The sequence below is a fragment of the Paenibacillus dendrobii genome (assembly GCF_009807035.1).
Lineage (GTDB): Bacteria > Bacillota > Bacilli > Paenibacillales > Paenibacillaceae > Paenibacillus_AQ > Paenibacillus_AQ dendrobii.
On the sequence record NZ_WUBI01000001.1, the window covers coordinates 2298744 to 2317965 of the forward strand.

Sequence of the window (19222 nt, forward strand, 5' to 3'; positions counted from 1 at the left end):
CGCTTATCCTGAATTTTTTCCGGTTATTACGACCTCCGCCTCTTCCGCCATCCGCTTCAGGTACGACTCGAAAGAGCGATCGGCATATTGCCGGACCACCTCCTCTCGCATGTCGCCAAAGGACCGGTAACCGCCCGGCTGCCTCTCCACGGCCATCAGCAAGTAGTAACTCTCCCGGTTCTCCAGCACGCCGCTGACCTCTCCCTCGGCAAGTTCAATGGCGGCTTGATAATCGCCGCTGCGATATTTGGATATTTCCTTATAATTGTCCTCCGTTATGGTCAGAACCCCGGTTAAGCCAGGTTTAGCGCTGCGTAGCCGAAACATCAGGGAAAAATCGCTGCCAGCCTCCAACTGGCGGCGCAGAGCCTCAACTTCCTTCTTGGCCTGCTGCAGCTTTTCCGCATCGTAAGGCTCCGGCTTTGGCTGAATCCATTCATACATCTGGATCATGTCATGCTTTTTGGCCAGCGTTTCACGGTTCCGCTGATAATACTCCTTGAGAACAGGCTCGCTGGCTTGCAGCTCTTTAACCGACCAGGCTGCCTTGAGTGCAGTCATCATGACGGCATAGCGGTAGTCGTAGTAGGTCTTCTCCGTATACTGCTGCGGTCCGTAAAGGGGCTCATTGTTGTTTAGCGCCGCCGTCCTTCGCTCGTTCTCCACCTTCAATTCCTTTAAAAAGGCTGAAAATGAGCTGTCCTGAATGATTCCGAATTGCACTGCTGCCTCCTGCGCGACCTTGGCCTCTACCGCCTGCTCAAGCGCTCGCGGGTCATTCAGGCCGCCTTGATCCTCGTTCGCGCGGGGAAGCCCGGATCTTTCCGCGATCAAGTTCATCTCTCTCCGCTCCACCGCATCCCCGTTTACGTATGCGACGATATCGGAGGAATCCTGTTTCCCCGGAGCCTTCGCAGGCCCAAGGTAAGCCATGAACGCAAGCATGCAGCCGATGAACAACAGGATCGGTATCGCCAGCAGCATCGTTTTCCTCATCTCGAATCACCTCGCCATTCTAATATGAAGCGCTTACATTATGATTCAAAAAAATAACGTATGGCTGTTTTCCGGAGCTAGGAATGTGCACGGATCGTATGATCCGTGCCCCTATGTTAACGTATTGAAAGCCTTTGACCGTCTGATAAAAGACTCAACACAATTCCCTTCTCCCTACCCGTGAAGCTAAAAAATGCAACTTCCGCTTCAATTTACCCCTTGATTCCCGACATCGCGATGCCCTGCACGAAATACTTCTGCAACACAGCAAATATCGTAATCGGAATAACGACAATCAGGCATGCTCCCGCCATTTGCAGCGCATAGTTTTTACCTGCTTCCAGCTGGAAGTATTCCAGGCCTACCGTAACCAATTGCTTATTAATGTCATTAATGAAAATAAACGGGCTGATAAAGTCGTTCCAGGTCCATATGAAGGTGAAGAGCCCCATCGTAATCAGCGCAGGCACCGCGAGCGGCAGAATAATTCTGAAGTAGATTCCGAAATGTGAAGCGCCGTCAATGAGCGCGGATTCCGTTAAATCCTTCGGAATGCCCATGAAAAATTGACGCAGCAGGAAAATGAAGAACACGTCAAAGGCTGCGGGAAGAATGATGACCCAATGGGTATTAATCAGGCCCATGTATTTGTACAGCATGAATTTGGCCACGATCGTCGTGTCGTGCGGAATCATCATGGCGCTCAGCAGGAACAGGAAGATGGCGTTTTTGCCCGGAAACGAAAGCCTGGCAAAGGCATACGCGGCCATGGTTACGAGCAGGCCCCGCAACAGAACCGTCATGACGACCGTACTAAACGAATTCCAATACCAATGGAAATAATATTTGTGATGAAAAATCGTCTCGTAATTGAGTGTGTAGATTTTATCCGGAATGATCTGCATCGGGTTGACGAACACTTCCCCCGGTGCTTTTAACGAGGCTGAAATCATGAACACAAAGGGAACGACCATGATAACGCCGAGAATCAGCATGAATAGGTTGAACAAGCCTTTTCTTAGTAATGTACCCATCGTTTTTGTCCTTTCCACTGAATAATCGTGATGACCAGAACAATTGCGAACAAGATAATCGCTTGTGCCGACGCGTAACTGTAATGATTCAAGGTGAAGGCTTCTTCATAAATATTCAGCGAGATCACGCGCGAAGACGTACCCGGTCCACCATTGGTCAACATCCGAACAGAGGCGTAGTTTTGGAACGATCCGATGATGCTCGTAATGACCAGAAAGAAGGTCGTAGGCGATATCACCGGCAGCGTAATGGACCAGAGCCTTCTCCAGCGGCTGGCTCCGTCGATATCGGCGGCCTCGTACAGCTCTTTGTTCACGCCCTGCAGGGCGGCCAGAAATACGATCGTCTGGAAGGCCAGACTCTGCCATACATTAATGCCCGCAATCGTCGGAAGCGCCGTCTTTACGCCGCTTAACCATAGCGGTGGATCCATGCCCAGCTTCGTGAGCAATTGATTCACAGGCCCGCCGAACGGATCGAGCAGAATCGACCAGACGATCGACACCGCCACCACGTTGGCGACATATGGCATCAGGATCAATGTCCGGGTCAGGGCCCGCAGCGCGAACGCCCGATTGAGCAGCGTGGCCACCAGAAAGGAAAGCAGGATCAAGCCCGGCACATAGAACACGGTATAAATGAAGCTCTTAACGAACGCGTTCAGCGCGATCGGATCATGGAAAAGCCGGACATAGTTATCGAATCCGATAAACTTGATGCTGTTCAGCGCTTTGAAGGAGTTGTAATCCATGAAGCTGATATAGACTGAATACGCCATCGGGATGATATTAAAAATGAGAAAACCGATCACAAAGGGAAGCACGAACACCCAGGCGGCTCCTCTCTCACGGTATCCCCATTGGATAATGGCGGCGAAAAAACCACGTCTCGATGCCTTTGCATGACTTTTCATTGTTTTGGCTCCTTAAGCTGAGAAGGATTCCGGCGGTGCTTGCCGCTCGGAATCCTTCGAAATAGGGTTGGTTTATTGGGCGGCGTCCTTAATCGCGCGGTCAGCGCGCTCTTTTATCGATTTGATCGTGTCGTCCAGCGATTTTTGTCCGACCAGATACAGCTCCGCTTCCTGCAGAATGATATTGCTGTACTCGGTCGATCCCGGTCCGGTAATTTTCTCGTCCACGAATCCGAGATTGTTGGAGATCAAAGCTTTATCCAGTTCTTCCACCGTAATTTCTCCGCTTAAGTCATCCGAGGTTTTCTGGAAGAGAGCCTTGATGTCTTCATCGCTCAAATCCACGCGGGCCGGCAGGTTCCCATTATATTTGTAGCTGTTCTCGGCCATCCATTTGACGTAGGTGTACGCATCATCCAGATGCGCAGCATTTTTGTTGATGCCGTATCCGGCCACGATGCCGAAGTTATTATTTCCTTTGCCATCCGCAGGGACTGGAATCTGCGTAATGCCGACCTTCCAGTCTCTCGGATACGTCGTCTTGTCCTTGAACTGGTTCGTGTACCACGTGCCGATAAAATGCATACCGTAATCCCCGGACATGAAGCCGTCCCAGGAAAGCTTCTTGGATTTGAACTCCAGCCAGCTTGGCTGAATCTTTTGAACAGTCCCGAGGTCCCCGAAAAATTGCAGCGCCTTCTTGAAGGCAGGGTCGTCATAATTGGACGTGCCATCTTCTTTATAGCCGCTGACGTCATATTGTCTGGCCAGCATGTACATGTAGTTGTCATAGTCCAGCATGTAGGATCCGTAAATGCCTTTAGCCGGGTTCGTCAGTTTTTTAGCCGTTTCGATGTAATCATCCCACGTCCACTCGCCCGAAGGGTAAGGCACGCCAGCATCATCGAAAATTTTCTTGTTGTAATAGACGGCCCATTTACCAGCCTGGTCTGGGAGAACGTAGGTCTTGCCGTCCTGGAATTTCGGCAGATACTTTCCGTATATTTTCGTGGCGTCATAGTTTTCCTTCGCCATCAGCTCATCCAGCGGGTATAACCAGCCGTTCGAACCGTATTTATCGATCAGGATCGGATTGGTCAAACGAATGATATCCGTTTTTTCGTTGGAAATCATGTCGACGTCGATTTTTTTGTAAATTTCGACGCCATCGCCAGGAACGATATTCAATTCGACTTTGATGCCGGTCTCCTTCGTGAAGTCCGCGATCTTCTTTTTCATCTCTTCGCTCTCTGCACGCTTGGCATCCTCATATACCGTAACGACTCTTTCTTTGGACGCGCTGCCGTTATTTTGAGCTTCATCCGTTTTCCCATCGCCGGAATCAGACTTGCTTCCGCATGCGCTAAGGAGCATCATCATCATCAATAGAACGATGGTGTACTTTTTTGTTTGTATTGTCACCTTAACCCCTCCGCTATCAAAATCACTTTGCATTTCCATTATAGAGTCTGACTCCGCCTGTTTTACATGCACATCTTAAAGATCTAATATCTTAATTTGAGAGTGATCATTTTTTTCTGTCGCTGGACAGACGAACGCCTTGCACGATTTAAAGAAATGATGCACAATTTCCGGATTATAGGTTCTCCTGGCTCTTTTGGGCAAAAAAATACGCAACCGGTTTTTCCGGTTACGTCTGTCTGCCAAGCTGGCAGGATAGTTACGACTGGCATACATGTCTGTGAATACATGCTATAACGTGTTATCCGATTTATAATGAAGCGGTGAGCACCCGACGACCTTTTTAAATACCCGGCTGAAATAGTGCTCATTTTCGTACCCGACAGTACGACCAATCTCGTAAACTTTCATTTCCGTCGTGCGCAGCAGAATTTTGGATTGCTCGATCCGGAGATTCGTTGCATAATCGATGAAATTCTGTCCCGTTTCTTTCTTGAACAAATTGCTGAAATAGGAAGGCGACAGCTGCAAGTATTCCGCCACCGCTTCCAGGGTCAGGCTGCTCGCATAGTTTTTCCGGATATACCGCTTGGCCGAAAGAATGAGCCGCGAGGAATCCGTATCCTCGCTCATGCCGTCCATCCATTCCTCCTGTACCTGTTCCAGCCACTGAATCACGTCGCTCTTCACGGTCCACTTGTCCATCTGCTTCAGCTGCTGGTCCATCCACCCGGAATCATCGCCTCCCCGGCTGGAGGATAGCAGATAGGCAACCGGCGCGCTGTACATTTTGAACGTATCGAGCGAATGGCCGTGCAGGTTCATCAGCAATTGCCGGATGCTGCCCAGCGTCCTGTACACTTGATTGTCCTCGTATCTATTCAGAAAATGCTCCAGCTTTCTCATTTCCTTGGCGATATCAGCAGCTTCGGTGCTGCCGCCAAGTGTTTTGATTTCCCTGTAATAGATCGTGCTTCCTCCGGGAAAAGCGTAGCTGAGTCCAAGCGCCTCCATCGCCTGCCGGTAGCTTTGCTTCGCTTCCAGCAAAGAGGGCACCGGCTCGCTGATCGCCATGGAAACCGTAAAGTTCAGATATTGCTTAAGAGCCGCCTTGATAGAATCCGCCAGGTGTCCGGCTTGTTCCAGAGACATGGCGTAATCGAGCCCCGGACGGCAATAAGACAGGATCACGAATTCCTTCGGATGAACCGATACCGGGTAAGCCTGCTGGTCATGGGTCATTTCATTCAAAATGTTAACAATGGCATAATTCAGCAGATGGATTTCATCATCGCGGTATCGTTCATAAATCTCCATCCCGCCCGTTTGAAACACGATGGAAACGACCTGCCCGTCAGGAAACTCAAGTTCCGCCTCTTTCATGCGCCGGCGGTATTCCGATTCCGAGTGAATCCATCCGTAGATCAAATCTTTTAACAGCTTTTCCCTGACAAGCGCAAGCTCCTGGCTCCGGACCGTTCCGGTTTGGGATGTCTGCTGCTTTTGCTCCCGCTCGCTCTCCAGCTTTTCGGCCACTTTGGCGAGCTGTCCAAGCAGCTGCTCGGGATTCATCTGCAGCTTGATAAAATAATCCTCCGCCCCGCTTTTTAACGCCTCACGCACATATTCGAAATCGTCGAAGGAGCTTAGAACAAGAAACTTAACGTCCGGCTTTCGCTCCCCCACTTGGCTGATCAGCTCGATGCCGTTCATGACTGGCATTTTAATGTCCGTAATTACGATATCCACGGAATTTTCCATAATCCATTCGTAGGCCTTTTTTCCGTTCTCCGCTTCTTTCACGACGACGAACCCGTTCTCCTCCCAGGGAATCAACGATTTGATCCCGACTCTGGCCAGCATTTCGTCATCCACGATCATGACTTTATACATCACTTATCTCCTCGCTTGTTTCTCCGATTCTCTGTCCTTCCGCGGCTGTGGGAAACATCATTTCGATTTCGGTAAACTTGTTTTCCTCGCTGCGGATTCGAAACGAGCTTGCCTTGCCGTAAGTCAGCCTCAGCCTTTCCATCACATTGAACATGCCGATGCCGCCATCCCTCCCGGATATGGCCATGCGCCGGTCAAGCTCGTTCAAGGTATCCTTAGATATGCCTACTCCGTTGTCCAGCACCTTGATGACGATATGGTCTACAGCGCGCCGGATCGACACGGTAATGATTCCGCCGCCTTCCTCCTTCGGCTCAATTCCATGGAAAATGGCATTTTCGATGAGAGGCTGCAGGATAAACTTCACGCATGGCAGCGGAAGAACTTCCGGATGGACTTCATACCTGACATCGAATTTATGGCTATAGCGCAGCTTCTGGATATAGACGTAGTCCTTTAGGTTGGCCAGCTCTTCTTCCACGCTGACGAAAGGACCCTCGTGCTTCATCGTGTTTTTTAACAGACGGCCCAGCACCTCCACGACTTCACGGATGTTGTCGGATTTCTGGATGATGGCCATCCATCGGATCGTATTTAGGGTATTGTACAGGAAATGCGGATTAATTTGCGACTGAAGCGCTCTGATCTCGGCATTTTTCTTCTTTTCCTGCTCCTCCAGATTCGAACGGAACAATTCCTGAATCCGCATAATCATGAAATTAAAGTGCTTGTTCATCATCCCGACTTCATCCGGACGTTCGATGTCCACCCGTACCGACAGGTCGCCTTCCTGCACTTGTTTCATCGAGTTGGTCAGCTTCCGAATAGGGCGCACGATATGGGAGGATACGAAATACCAGATGACGGACGTCATGACGAACGAAATCAAAAAGATCGCCACGGTATTGCGGAAGATTTCATTCGTTCCGTTGGTCAGCGATGCATAAGGAACCGATTCGACCACCTTCCAGTCATACTTCGATATCGGCACATGGGCCATCAGCATCTGCTTTCCGTCCGGACCTTTCGTCAGAAAATATCCCTTGCCCCGGTCATCCTTTATCGGATTCATCCCCGGAAAGGTCTCGTTCAGCAGCTTCATTTCCGAATCGAAGACGACATGATCCCTGTTATCGACGATATACAATCTGCCACCCTCGGATAGCTCGATGTTTTTAAGCAAGCCGGTAAAATACGATTCCCGGAAGGTTAAATACAGTGTGCCGATGATTTGGTTGTTCTTCTCCCCTTTAATGGCCCGGCCCAGAGCGACAACGCTTTCGTTTTGCACCCGGTAGTTGGCAATGTTTTTGTGAATTCCCAGCCACATGACCCTCCCGTCCATGCGATTCACTTCGCTGAACCACTCCTGCTGCTTGATCCGCTCGATGTCCAGGCTGTTGGCATCCTCGCCGTACAACAGATTCCTTCCGTTGTTCCCGACGATGACCATGGAAGAGACATAGGCAAAAATGTTCGTGTTGATCGAGTAGGTTTCGAGCTGCTCATCTACCTTTTTCATGTCGTAATAGAAATCCAAGTCGTTACTGTATGAGCGCATCAGCACGTTCCGAATGACGGGATTGGCATTGATATATTTGGATATTTGCTCCCATTGCTCCAGCTCTTTTTCGATATTGTCGCCGATAAACGTCAAATTGGCCAAAAAGGAATCGCTTACTTTTTCTTCAAGCAGTTGGACTGATATCCGGTATGACATGAGGCTGATCAGCGTCGTAGGCAAACATAGTACCAATAAAAAGGATAGAATCATTTTATGTTTAATGCTTTTCTTCATCATATGTAACTTGACCTTCCTTCCGGATCTCCCACAAGGCTCTGTTTGTTGCTAAGGCTTCCCGTATTTCTATTAAGAATAGAATGATCTCATGTCCGGTTGCAATAACAATCGGATCAAGCACAAAAAAACCGCATATTCTGCAGCCCTTTTGTGCTTATGCAAGAGCAGATGCCCAGGCAGTACTATCAACCAGCCGAAGCCTTCCGTGTCACTTTGGCTTCCCATGCGCGGAACGGAACTCGGTTGCGCTCACGCCGGTATATTCCTTGAATTTCCGGTAAAACCAATCCAAATGGCGATAACCGACATCATTGGCAATCTGGTATATTTTTTTATCCGAATACATTAATTGCTGCTTCGCCTCCTCCAGCCGTATCTTCAGTAAATAATCGTTGAAGGAGACGCCTTCCATCGTTTTGAATAAATGGCCGAGGTAGACCGGATTCATGAAGATTTGCTCCGCAATATTTTTGAGGCTGATGTTACTCGCGTAATTCGTCTTGGCGATTCGCTTAACTTGCTCAATCGCATTCGAGGAGGGCGGCTCCTCGCTTTGTTCTATTCGTTTAATGATGTCCAGGCATTTCTCCTTGGCATATTGGAACAGTTCCTGGATCGTTGAGGCGCGAAAGATCCGGGCATACTCATCCGGTGGCAATCGCAAAGCCTCGTCTAATGTTCGCGCTCGTTCGCGCTCCAAACGGTATATGCTGGAGAACAGGTCGAGAATCATGACCTGGACGACCGATTTGGGAGTTGATTGGGAAATAAAATACTCCATTTGGTAGTCCAGCAGCGAAACGATTTGCGGCAGCTCCCCCTGCCTGATCATGTCCTCGAATTGCCGCTTCGTATTGCGGATATTCATGATTTCGCGCGTATTCAAATCGGCAGGCGCTACGGTGCCGCAAATAATCGAAGGAGTACCCAGCAAAAACTTGCGATCCAGCGCCAATTGTGCCGAATAAAAAGAACTTTCCACTTCCATGATGGCTAGCACCACCGGCCCGATTCCAATCGTGATCGAAATTTTCGCAAACCGCAGGACGCATTCCTGGATCTCGGTCGCTATCCGTACGCATCGTTTGGAGTCCAAAAGCACGGGATCGCGGTACATCAGAATTCCGTATCGCTCTCTCGATATTTCAAAGAGAACGCCGTGACAATCCAGTATTTCCTCAATGATATTCCGCACGGCAAATCGGGTGGTCTCGATATCCTGATCGACCATCTGGGCATCGGCGTGTTCATGGAAGTCCATCTCGACAAGCATGCAGCAGTAAGAATCATGCTCTCCCAGTTCGATATTCAGCATGCGAAGATGCTCTACGACCTGTTCGTCCTGCAGCCGGCCTTGCACCCAAAAATTAAAGGTTTGATCTTTGAGCGCCGATATGCCCAATTGCATCCTTCTCTCTAATTTATCGCGAAATTGAAGTTCTTCGGCAATGTTGGACAATAAACGGATGACATCCTCCTCGTTCACGGGTTTCAGCAAATAATCCTTCACCCCGTACTTCAAACATTGCTTCACGTAAGCAAATTCATCGAATCCGCTTACGGCGATGATCGGAATATCCGAACGCGATCTCACGGCAGAAATCAGATCCAGGCCGCTGATTCCCGGCATGCGGATATCCGTGAACATCACGTCGTAATGATGATGATCCAGCATGCTTAGCGCCTCATGCCCGTTCGCCGCTTCGCCTGCCACTTGAAAACCGTATTCGTTCCAGTCGAGCAAGTATTTGAATGTCTTGATTGCGCCCGGCTCATCGTCTACCAGCAAAACTTTCAACATGGCGTTTGTCCCCCTTTCGGTAAATATGCAGGCAGTAGGATGGAGACAAGCGTACCCTGGCCTTCGATGCTTACGAACTGCAGACCGTAAGGTTCGCCGTACATTTTTTGCAGCCGCTGGTGGATATTGCGGAGTCCAACATGCTTCTCTCTGGCCAAATCGGAATCCTCATGGAATTGAACCACAATGTCACGGACCTGATCAGGAGACAGCCCGGGACCATTGTCCATGACGGTAATCTGAATATCATGTTGGGATTGGTTGGTCGTAATGGATACCTCCGTCGTTCCAAGGGATTGCTCCAGCACATGCACGATCGTGTTCTCCACCAGTGTTTGCAGGCATAACCGCGGGACCTCCATTTGCAATAAGCTTTCGGGTATGTCGATGCGGTATCGGAGCCGTCTTTCAAAGCGAAATACCTGTATCTTCAGAAACGTCTCGACAATCTCCAATTCCTCCGCCAATGCATGCGATTTGGCCGGCTTATTCAGTACTTTGCGGAACGATAACGCCAGCAGCTTAATAATCTCCGCGTTTTCCCGGTCTCCCTTTTCCAGGAGGCTGCCCCTGATCGCATTTAACGTGTTGAATAAATAATGCGGATTGATTTGGGTCTGAAGCGCATACAGCTCGATCTCTTTTCTCAAAATATCCGCTTGGTACACCTCTTTGACCAATTGATTGATCCGATGCATCATCTGCTGAAAGTGGTGGCTCAGCTGGCCGATTTCGTCATTTCCGCGGATTTCCACCGTTGTTGCCAGCTTCTCGATATCGATCGTTTTGATCTGCCGGGCGAATTGCATCAATCGTTTTGTCATCCGGCGCGAAATGAAATAACTCGCCAGAATCGAGACGGAACCGGATACCAGCAGCAAAATCAGCGCAACATTCTTCATCTGATTGACCTTGATGAGCAGCTCGTCGATCGGCATCATCTGAATGACCTTCAATCCGCGCACGCTGCTTCTGGAATTTAAGGTCTTAACGGTCAGCAAGTATTTCTTGCCGTCCTCTACATAGACATCGGAATACTCGTCATGCCCGGACACGATGTTATAAAAAGAAAGCTCATCCGTACGTGTGATCCCGCGCTGCTTCCCTTCAACGATCGAATGATCCGGCAAAGCAATGATATACCGCTGGGACTCGTTTTCCCTTGAGATCAGGTTATGGATGAGCCGGTCCTCGATGTCAATAATCGTATACATGTCCCGATCGGTTGCCGGGTTGTGGACTTTTTGCGACAGCCGGATCGTCCCTTTGCGCAGCACCGCGTATTCCTCGGATACGGTCCATGTTTTCACCAAGGTCTTGTCATGGCCCTGCAAACTCCGGTACCAGACCGACTGCTTGACTTCATCGTCGATATAATGAACCTGGGCGTATTGAAAGGTAGGGTTTTCGGTATATAGCGAAAATTGCAGCAATTCTCTTGATGTCGTAATCCATTGTTCATAAGGTTTAATATAATTCAGATACACGCTTTGCACGTCATCAAAAGAATGATAATTAGTCAGAAGCATGCGCTGCATTTCGGTGCTGACATACAAAGAATCCACGATCTGCTCATAGCTTTGAAGCAAACTATCGACGTTCTGAGATAGCTGCGAAATCGAATATCCCGCATCTTCTTTGGCTTTGTCCAGAATGATGTTGCTGCTGTACTCGCTCATGTACCAAGTAAGCAGCGACAGAAGCACAACGGATACGGCCGCCATGGCAATAAATATTTTCATTCGAAAGTTCACGTTAATCCACCTCAACTCGGGCTAAGCCGGCAGAAGCGACAACACCGGACACTCCGCTTGGAATGTCCGGTATGGTCATTATTTCACGGCATCATTATAACGTTTGAGGAAGTCATTCCAGGTTTTGGTCCATGCTGCCTCATACTTTTCACGGCCTGCCTTATTAATCTGATCCACGAAATTGCCCCATGCAGTTTCAAATTCGGCATCTGATTTCGCTAGAATTATCTTTGGAACTTCTTTATTGAGCGCCTCTTCAAGCTTTCTGAAGACGGCCTTGCTTTCCTCCGGCTCTGACAATTGCCACAGCATTGAAGGGACGTGGGTCGGCTTCGGCAGGAAATCGGCCCATGTTTCCTTGCCGTATTTGGATAACACTTCTTTCGTCGCATCGTCATAATTCTTGATGACCGATTCCTTGGTGTTCGGCGTGGCGTAATCGCCATCGTCCAACAAGGCTCCGTCCCCGATGGTAAGATTCGTAATCGGACCTGACGGACCGTCGCTGTATACGATATCAGGATTCTTTTTGAGCTGATCGGTATAATCCTGTTTTTGAACCCGTTTTCCGTCCTTCACCTCATATTGAAGGCCTTCTACGCCCCAGTTGATCAGAACCTGGCCCTCATCTGAAAACAGGTAGTCGATCATCTTGATGATTCGTTCCGGATGCTTCGCGTTACTCGTAATCACCCAGTTGGAACTGGAGTTTGTGATCGGCACGACGAAGGATTGATCCACCGTGTTTTCATCAACGAAGAGCGGTATTTTGGCGTATTGGCGTTCTGTGAGTCCCGAAGCGACAAGAGATTTCTCAGGGGTACTCAGCAGCCAGCCCGGCATGAACTCCGCCAGCACCCTGCCTTGGGCGATTTTCGCCAGGTTTTCTTCCCCTTTGCCGAAGATATTCTTATCCAGCATGCCTGCATTTTGAAGTTTGTTCAAGAACTTATAATATTCTTTGGCAAAAGGTTCCGTCAAACCAAATCGCACATTGTTGTTCTCATCGAGAATGCTAAAGCCTTGATCCGGCAAGCCTGCGGCTGCAATGACCGGGTTAGTGAACGTTAGGCCTCCCCAATAACCAGAGAAAGGAATCATCGGCTGACCGTCGATGGTCGGATGCTTCGCGTAATACGATTTCAGAATATCGAATAGTTGATCCAGCGTCTTAATCTCCGGATAATCTGCTTCTTTCAGCACGTCGTATTGGATAATGAACGATGCCGCTGCATTCGCAGGCGCCTCCTGCGCCAGATTAATGCCGTAAATGGAATAAATATGGCCATCCGGATCTTTCAGCAGATCAAGGTATTTGCCGAATCTCTTTTTAATATTGGGTCCGTACTTGTCGATAAGATCCTCCAGCGGAACGATCGCATCGGCATCCCGATACTTACCCGTCATATTCGGGGACAGCGTCATCATGTCGGGATAGTCTCCGGACGCCAGCCACAGGTCGTTCTTCTGTCCCTCATCGCCCACAATCGGAGTATAATCTATGGAAACGCCCGTTTTTTCCGTAATCGCCTTGTCGACCGCCGTCCCCCACTTTAACTTCGTGTCCGTCGTGCTCATCGTGTACGTAACCGGAGCATTGGAATCTCCACTTGATGTATCTCCTGACTTGCCACAGGCCGCTAATATGGCTGTCATAAGCACCAAACAACTAACGATTAACCCTGCCTTCTTCATGTCAATCCCCCTTGTGTTTTGTATATCAACGGAGCTTATGCATCCGAGATAACTATTCCTTGACCGCGCCGATCAAGGCGCCTTTGATAAAGTATTTTTGCAGAAACGGATATACGAGAAGAATCGGAAATGTCACGATAACCGTCATGGTAGCGCGGATGGCTTCCGGCGTGACATTCTTCACCGCATCGCTGTCGACATAGCCGGTAGAAGATGCATTGTTCACCATCTGGCTTGTCGATTGCAGCAATATTTTCATAAGCTCGTATTGTAACAGATTAAGATTATCCCGGGTATTGTACAAATAGTTGTCAAACCATGAGTTCCAGTGGCCGACGGAATTAAACAACGTGACCGTAGCCAGCACGGGTAAACTGATCGGCAGGATTATCCGGAATAAAACCTGAAAATCATTCGCTCCTTCGATCCTTGCGGATTCGATCAATCCCTCCGGCAAGCCTTCCATCGCCGTCCGCATGATGATGACGTTAAATACGCCGATCAATCCCGGCAAAATATACACCCAGAAGGAATTCGTGAGTCCCAATCCCTTAATCAGCAGATAGGAAGGGATGATACCGCCGGTAACATACATGCTGACAATCATGATGAGGTTGATCGATTTACGCAAGATGAAATCTTTTCTGGTCAATGTGTAAGCCAGCATCATCGTACAGATGACCGACAGGAATGTTCCCACGACGGTTCGCAGGATCGACCGCAGGCCAGCCATGTACAAGGCGCTGTCATCAAAGACGATTTTAAAATTGTCGAGCGTGAATTTATTAGGAAAAAAGTACACCTGACCCCGAACCGTATCCAGCGGATCGTTCAAGGATACAGCCAGCAGATTAATAAAAGGATACAAGGTAATAAAGCCCAGTAACGCGAGTAAGACGTAGTTGACGATATCAAAGCTAATATCCCGAAACCGAAGTCGAATCTTCAATGCAGCCTCCCCCTTCATGACATTAGAATAAGCGAATACCGCTCGATTTCTTGGCGATGAAATTGACCGTGATCACTATCAGCAAACTGACGATTGATTTGAAAATGCCTAGCGCAACCCCAACCGAATATTCACCGGAACCGAACGACAGATTCAAGGCGTACAAATCCAGGACTTCCGAATAATCCAAGTTAAGCGGATTTCCCAGGAGGAACTGCGACTCGTAACCGATATTGATGATATTGCCCATCGACAAAATCAATAGAATAATCGCCGTTGGCATCAGACTCGGAATGGAGATGTTCCACATTTTCTGGAATCGTCCGGCTCCATCCACGTCGGCAGCTTCATAGAGATCCGGGTTAATTCCTGCCAAGACAGCCAGATAGATAATGGTGCTCCATCCAAGCTCTTTCCACAGGCCAACCAACGTATTGATGAACCAGAACAGTTCGCCTTTCCCCATGATGAAGACGGATTCGTTCAAAATGCCCAGCTTGAGGAGCAGCGCATTGATAATGCCTTCCGGCGCCAGAAACGTTAGCACGATATTCGCGATGACAACCATCGAAACAAAGTGTGGAATATACGTGACTGTCTGAATGGTGCGCTTGAAGAAGGAATGCCGTACCTCATTCAGCAGCAAGGCAAGCAGGATCGCTCCGACAAACCCCGTGACCAGGCTTAATCCGCTCATGACAAGCGTATTTCGTAATACGAGGAAAAACCGCTCATCGTGAAACAAGGTGACAAAGTTATCGAAACCGACCCAGGGGCTCTTCCAGATCCCTTTGCCGGGAGAATATTTCTGAAAAGCCATCAGCCAACCCCATAACGGGATATAAGAAAAAATAATTAGCAAGACCACAAAAGGCACAGACATGATCAGGAGTTGATATTGCGACCTTAGCTTGGTGAAAAGCTTGGTACTCGTTCGCGGCGAAGTTGATAAACTCATGAAGTTTGCTCACACCTTTCTCTTCGATATATCCATTGTAAAAATGAGTGAAAGCGTATACAACCACAGCGTCTTTAGGTCTTTGTCGAATTTAGCCATCGTAACTAAAGAAAGTTAGAATAACTTATCAGGATTGTCAGTGCCTCTGCCGTAGGCTTTAAAAACCGGCATGCATCCGAACTGGATTTTCCCGGGTGATATTCGCATGCTAAAAAACAAAAAAACAGCTCTTCAAAGAGCTGTTAAGAGGTGGCTAATGTCTTAAATAACATAGCAGAAATGTAAACAAATCGTGAAGCATCTCCTCACGATGTTTTGGGAAGTCCATAAGCAATTTCCGCATAAAAACCCGTCTAATACTCGGAAATCCTTAGGTTAGGCGGGTCTCTTACATTATGAAGCCTAGGGGGATCGATGTTCTCATAATTATTTTCTCCCTCTTGCTAAATATTTTATATCCCTCGCTTTATAATGAAAGATTTATTGAACTCGCTACTCCGCCATCATCATCTTGACTGAAAGGATGCTTTAGATTCTACCTTGAACGGCAACCGGGTTAATTCAACATGCAGAGTCTCGCCCAAATAAATCATGTCATAATCGCCAGGTGGTAGATCCATATCCTTGAACACTATTTTCCCATTGGGCTGTTGAACCTCATTGGTAAGCATGAACACCTTCGGATCAACCTTCTGAACCTCATTCGGCACGGCACCTCTCTGGAATATTCCTACAGCATCATGATTCAGAGCTCCCGTATACGTGACTTGAATCGACTCTCCTGTGATATAGCTTTGCTTATCTAATTGCATCGACGGATTGCTAAGCGTCATGTCAGGGTCCATAACGGGATCCACAACAGGAATATAGGCAGGTAATGAAACAATGTACTGCGCGTCGCAAACCCATGAGCCTTCCGCAAAATCTCTGCCCCGGACGAATACTTTGTCGTCATAGACTTCCACAAAATATCCCTGTGATCCTTTCTTCAGCTCATCCTCATCCGTCCACAAATAAGCAGTTGAAGGCACGTTGAACAAAGTCGCATATTTGGCGTTGTACATTGTATCCAGGGCACCAAGCTCCCAATGGGTGTGTCCCGAGAACACGACCGATTGCGGATACTTCGATAGAATCATCTTCAATTCCCGATCTTGTCTAATCCCATGCCATCCAAATCGAGTCTGCGACCCCGCAACCGTATTCTTCATCGGCTCATGCACGAAGATAAATATCGGCTTGACTGCTTCTGCATTTTCCGCCATCTTACGCTCGAACCATGCAAGCTGCTCTTCCGACAGATATGCGCAATCCTTTAACGGCTTCTCGGTTCCGAGGAAAATAAAATGATAGCCTTTAATCCAAATATCGTAGTACAGCCGATCAATTCCCGTCGCTGCCCTAAAGCTCGCCATGCGTTCCTCGAAATCGGCCCAACGAACGTCATGATTCCCCGTCGTAAAATACATCGGTGCAAGGCCCGTCTTGTTCCGGTTCCAAATCTCCGTCATCGTCTGGAACTGTCCCGGATAACCGCTATCGGTCACGTCACCAACATGCATTATGCCGTCACAGTCCGGTGCTGTCTTCTTCATATCCTTGAGCGCTTGATCGAAATTCAGAGAATAGGCGTGTTTTGGATCTTCATCAACATGTGTGTCAGAGATAACATGAAAACTAATATTTGGCTTCATTCGTCCCGCTCCCCCCGGAAAGTTCTGATTCTCCATTATCATTCTCCTTTCGACGACGATTGATATTTGCTGCCTATGTTTCTTATCATTGCGTTTATCGTAAAATAGAGCAACAGAACCTCGCCTTCAGAGGCAAGGTTCTGTTATCACATTATCAATAAAGAAACGGGCTGCATATGTCTCTACGCCAGCTTCCGCTTCTATTGGAGCCTGGATCGAATGATGATCTAGCAGAACCATACACAGCTCTCTCAAGAACCGGTCCTCAGGATCGCTGGTTTCCTCCACCCAGATCCCAAGCAATTTTCTTATTTCCCCGGGATATCCCCCTAACGTGACCAGATCATTTTCGTCCACGATGCCGCTAAAGAACGTCGTAACGAATGAACCACCCTGCTCGACAAAGCGCTCGATTCGATGAGCCACACCAGGCTTCAGCATGTACATGACAGGAGCGACGATGATATCACAATGTGAAAAATCACTCAATGGACTAATAACGTCCATCCCGATATTCAGGTCATAGACTGCTCCTTTTTTATATAAGTCAAGTTATAACGATTATCCTTTTACTGCGCCGTTTGTGAGTCCTCCGATGATTTGCTTTTGCGCTAACACGAAAAATATAAGAATCGGGATCATTGTTAATACCGCAGAAGCGAAAGCAAGATTCAAGTTCGTCGTATACTGCCCGAAAAAGAAATATTGCATCATCGGAATCGTTCGGACAGCCGTCTTCTGCAGCACGATTAACGCGATATTGAATTCATTCCAGAGCCACATGACGTGTAGTATCGCTACTGTCGCTGTAATCGGTTTCAGCAATGGGAATACAATTTGCCAGAACATGCGGTAAGGTCCGCATCCATCGATAACGGAGGCTTCCTCCAATTCACGAGGAACGCTTTTGATAAATCCTATATATAGAAAGGTTGAATACGGGATACTCGTTCCAACGAGCATAATGACATAGCCATAAAGCGTATTGATCATATCCATCGATTTCAACAACTTATATACGGGAATGATGATTACCTGAAATGGAACCATCAGCGCTGCCAAAATGAGCAGTTCAGCAAATTGAAATACACGCTTTTTGGAGTTGCGTGAAATCGCAAACGCTGCCATGGATGAGCAAAAAACAATTAGCGCTACCCCCGAAACCGTACTAATCGCGCTGTTCATGAACGAATTCGTAAAATGAGTAATTTCCCATGCCGAGCTAAAGTTGCCCCATGCAATATGCGAAGGGATTTTCAATAGTGAATCCGTCGTCTCCGCTGGGGTCTTAATCGCCATTAAAATACTAATTAGAAATGGAAAAAGAAACACGAGTGCCAACATGTAGGTTAGGATGTTCAAAATACCATTAGAGATTTTCTTTTTCGTCTCTGGCATCTTTACATTTCCACCTCCTTACTGCGTAACACCCGTGACACGAACCAGCCGATCAAAACAAGAAGAATCAAGAATATCATGGATACCGCTTGACCATAACCGGCCTTTTTGAAGTCAAACAAATTTCGATATATATAGATGGCAATTGTTTCTGATGCCCGAACCGGACCGCCATTCGTCGCAATGAGGGGGGTCGTAAACACACGAAGACCATAAGTGATCGCTAACGTTACATTTACAGTAATTGCAGGCATAATCATCGGAACAGTTACGTTCTTGAATTTTTGCCATGCCTTAGCGCCGTCTACTTCCGCAGCCTCGTACAAATCTTTGGGAACGCCTGTCAAAGCAGATAAAAAGATAATCATGCTGATCCCAACGCTATTCCATACATCGATACCGACTATTGCCGGCATGACGGTGTCCGGACTGCCGAGCAAGCTGTTAATGCCGAACAATAAACGGAAAACTTCACGATATATAAAGCCCCAAATAAATGAAACGAGAACCGCGCTCAGTACTGTGGGCAAGAAGAATATCGTCCTCGACAAGTTTCTGCCCACAAAGGATCGATTAACAGCCATTGCAAGCAACAACGCGAGCACATTGGAGAAAATGACGGACATAACCATGTAGTAGATCGTATTTTTCAACGGTTTTAGAATATCAGCATTCGTAAAAATTTTCTTGAAGTTATCTAATCCCACAAAATTATAGCTAGGCGAAATCCCATTCCAATCGGTAAATGAAACATGAATCCCCATGAAAAAAGGAATGATCATCGCAAAAGAAAAAAAAGCGAAAGCAGGAATCAAAAAACTGAATCGAACCATTCCATCACGAAATCGATTAGACATGTGAATACCTCCAAGTAATGATTCTCCCGGCATCAGCCGGGAGAATCACGTCTTCA

14 protein-coding genes and 1 pseudogene are annotated in these 19222 nt (G+C 47.8%); all 15 read right to left on the minus strand.

All coding sequences use genetic code 11. The features are described from left to right. Positions 1-3: 3 nt before the first annotated feature. Complete coding sequence (locus GRF59_RS10020) at positions 4-996, minus strand: peptidylprolyl isomerase (protein ID WP_160497426.1); 993 nt, start codon at positions 994-996, stop codon at positions 4-6. Positions 997-1208: 212 nt separating this feature from the next. After that, positions 1209-2030: a carbohydrate ABC transporter permease gene (locus tag GRF59_RS10025; protein WP_160497427.1), complete on the minus strand. Its 822-nt coding sequence runs from the start codon at positions 2028-2030 to the stop codon at positions 1209-1211. After that, positions 2015-2944, minus strand: a complete 930-nt coding sequence (locus GRF59_RS10030) for a carbohydrate ABC transporter permease (protein WP_160497428.1) — start codon at positions 2942-2944, stop codon at positions 2015-2017. The genes GRF59_RS10025 and GRF59_RS10030 overlap by 16 nt, the downstream gene beginning before the upstream one ends. 72 nt (positions 2945-3016) lie before the next feature. Beyond that, entirely contained in the window at positions 3017-4366 is a 1350-nt protein-coding gene (locus GRF59_RS10035) for an extracellular solute-binding protein (RefSeq protein ID WP_160497429.1), read from the minus strand. A 291-nt stretch (positions 4367-4657) separates the two neighbouring features. Next, the gene (locus GRF59_RS10040) at positions 4658-6259 is read right to left on the minus strand and encodes a response regulator transcription factor (RefSeq protein ID WP_160497430.1); all 1602 of its coding nucleotides are present in this window, start codon (positions 6257-6259) and stop codon (positions 4658-4660) included. Then, positions 6252-8057 carry a sensor histidine kinase gene (locus tag GRF59_RS10045; RefSeq protein WP_160497431.1) on the minus strand — a complete coding sequence of 602 codons (1806 nt, stop codon included), beginning with the start codon at positions 8055-8057 and terminating at the stop codon, positions 6252-6254. The genes GRF59_RS10040 and GRF59_RS10045 overlap by 8 nt, the downstream gene beginning before the upstream one ends. Positions 8058-8268: 211 nt before the next feature. Further along, entirely contained in the window at positions 8269-9861 is a 1593-nt protein-coding gene (locus tag GRF59_RS10050) for a response regulator (RefSeq protein ID WP_160497432.1), read from the minus strand. Continuing rightward, entirely contained in the window at positions 9855-11615 is a 1761-nt protein-coding gene (locus tag GRF59_RS30125) for a histidine kinase (RefSeq protein WP_160497433.1), read from the minus strand. The genes GRF59_RS10050 and GRF59_RS30125 overlap by 7 nt, the downstream gene beginning before the upstream one ends. Before the next feature lie 78 nt (positions 11616-11693). Continuing rightward, positions 11694-13271: an extracellular solute-binding protein gene (locus GRF59_RS10060; RefSeq protein ID WP_160497434.1), complete on the minus strand. Its 1578-nt coding sequence runs from the start codon at positions 13269-13271 to the stop codon at positions 11694-11696. Between the two features lie 91 nt (positions 13272-13362). Beyond that, positions 13363-14259 carry a carbohydrate ABC transporter permease gene (locus tag GRF59_RS10065; RefSeq protein WP_237391701.1) on the minus strand — a complete coding sequence of 299 codons (897 nt, stop codon included), beginning with the start codon at positions 14257-14259 and terminating at the stop codon, positions 13363-13365. Positions 14260-14281: 22 nt separating this feature from the next. Next, a complete protein-coding gene (locus GRF59_RS10070) occupies positions 14282-15217 on the minus strand; it encodes an ABC transporter permease (RefSeq protein ID WP_160497436.1) in 936 nt (311 codons plus the stop codon). A gap of 506 nt (positions 15218-15723) precedes the next feature. After that, positions 15724-16911, minus strand: a complete 1188-nt coding sequence (locus GRF59_RS10075) for a metallophosphoesterase family protein (RefSeq protein ID WP_237391702.1) — start codon at positions 16909-16911, stop codon at positions 15724-15726. Positions 16912-17190: 279 nt separating this feature from the next. Then, positions 17191-17442 (minus strand): annotated as a pseudogene (locus GRF59_RS30265) (beta-galactosidase trimerization domain-containing protein); the annotation flags it as partial. 30 nt (positions 17443-17472) lie between these two features. Further along, positions 17473-18309, minus strand: a complete 837-nt coding sequence (locus GRF59_RS10085; protein ID WP_160497439.1) for a carbohydrate ABC transporter permease — start codon at positions 18307-18309, stop codon at positions 17473-17475. Between the two features lie 2 nt (positions 18310-18311). Beyond that, entirely contained in the window at positions 18312-19166 is an 855-nt protein-coding gene (locus GRF59_RS10090; protein WP_160497440.1) for a carbohydrate ABC transporter permease, read from the minus strand. Positions 19167-19222: the final 56 nt, after the last annotated feature.

What these genes read in the sequence shown, in the direction of transcription:
- GRF59_RS10020 (WP_160497426.1), bottom strand. Translation starts at nt 996, where the DNA reads ATGAGGAAAACGATGCTGCTGGCGATACCGATCCTGTTGTTCATCGGC.
- GRF59_RS10025 (WP_160497427.1), bottom strand. Translation starts at nt 2,030, where the DNA reads ATGGGTACATTACTAAGAAAAGGCTTGTTCAACCTATTCATGCTGATT.
- GRF59_RS10030 (WP_160497428.1), bottom strand. Translation starts at nt 2,944, where the DNA reads ATGAAAAGTCATGCAAAGGCATCGAGACGTGGTTTTTTCGCCGCCATT.
- GRF59_RS10040 (WP_160497430.1), bottom strand. Translation starts at nt 6,259, where the DNA reads ATGTATAAAGTCATGATCGTGGATGACGAAATGCTGGCCAGAGTCGGG.
- GRF59_RS10045 (WP_160497431.1), bottom strand. Translation starts at nt 8,057, where the DNA reads ATGAAGAAAAGCATTAAACATAAAATGATTCTATCCTTTTTATTGGTA.
- GRF59_RS10050 (WP_160497432.1), bottom strand. Translation starts at nt 9,861, where the DNA reads ATGTTGAAAGTTTTGCTGGTAGACGATGAGCCGGGCGCAATCAAGACA.
- GRF59_RS10060 (WP_160497434.1), bottom strand. Translation starts at nt 13,271, where the DNA reads ATGACAGCCATATTAGCGGCCTGTGGCAAGTCAGGAGATACATCAAGT.
- GRF59_RS10070 (WP_160497436.1), bottom strand. Translation starts at nt 15,217, where the DNA reads ATGAGTTTATCAACTTCGCCGCGAACGAGTACCAAGCTTTTCACCAAG.
- GRF59_RS10075 (WP_237391702.1), bottom strand. Translation starts at nt 16,911, where the DNA reads ATGAAGCCAAATATTAGTTTTCATGTTATCTCTGACACACATGTTGAT.
- GRF59_RS10085 (WP_160497439.1), bottom strand. Translation starts at nt 18,309, where the DNA reads ATGCCAGAGACGAAAAAGAAAATCTCTAATGGTATTTTGAACATCCTA.
- GRF59_RS10090 (WP_160497440.1), bottom strand. Translation starts at nt 19,166, where the DNA reads ATGTCTAATCGATTTCGTGATGGAATGGTTCGATTCAGTTTTTTGATT.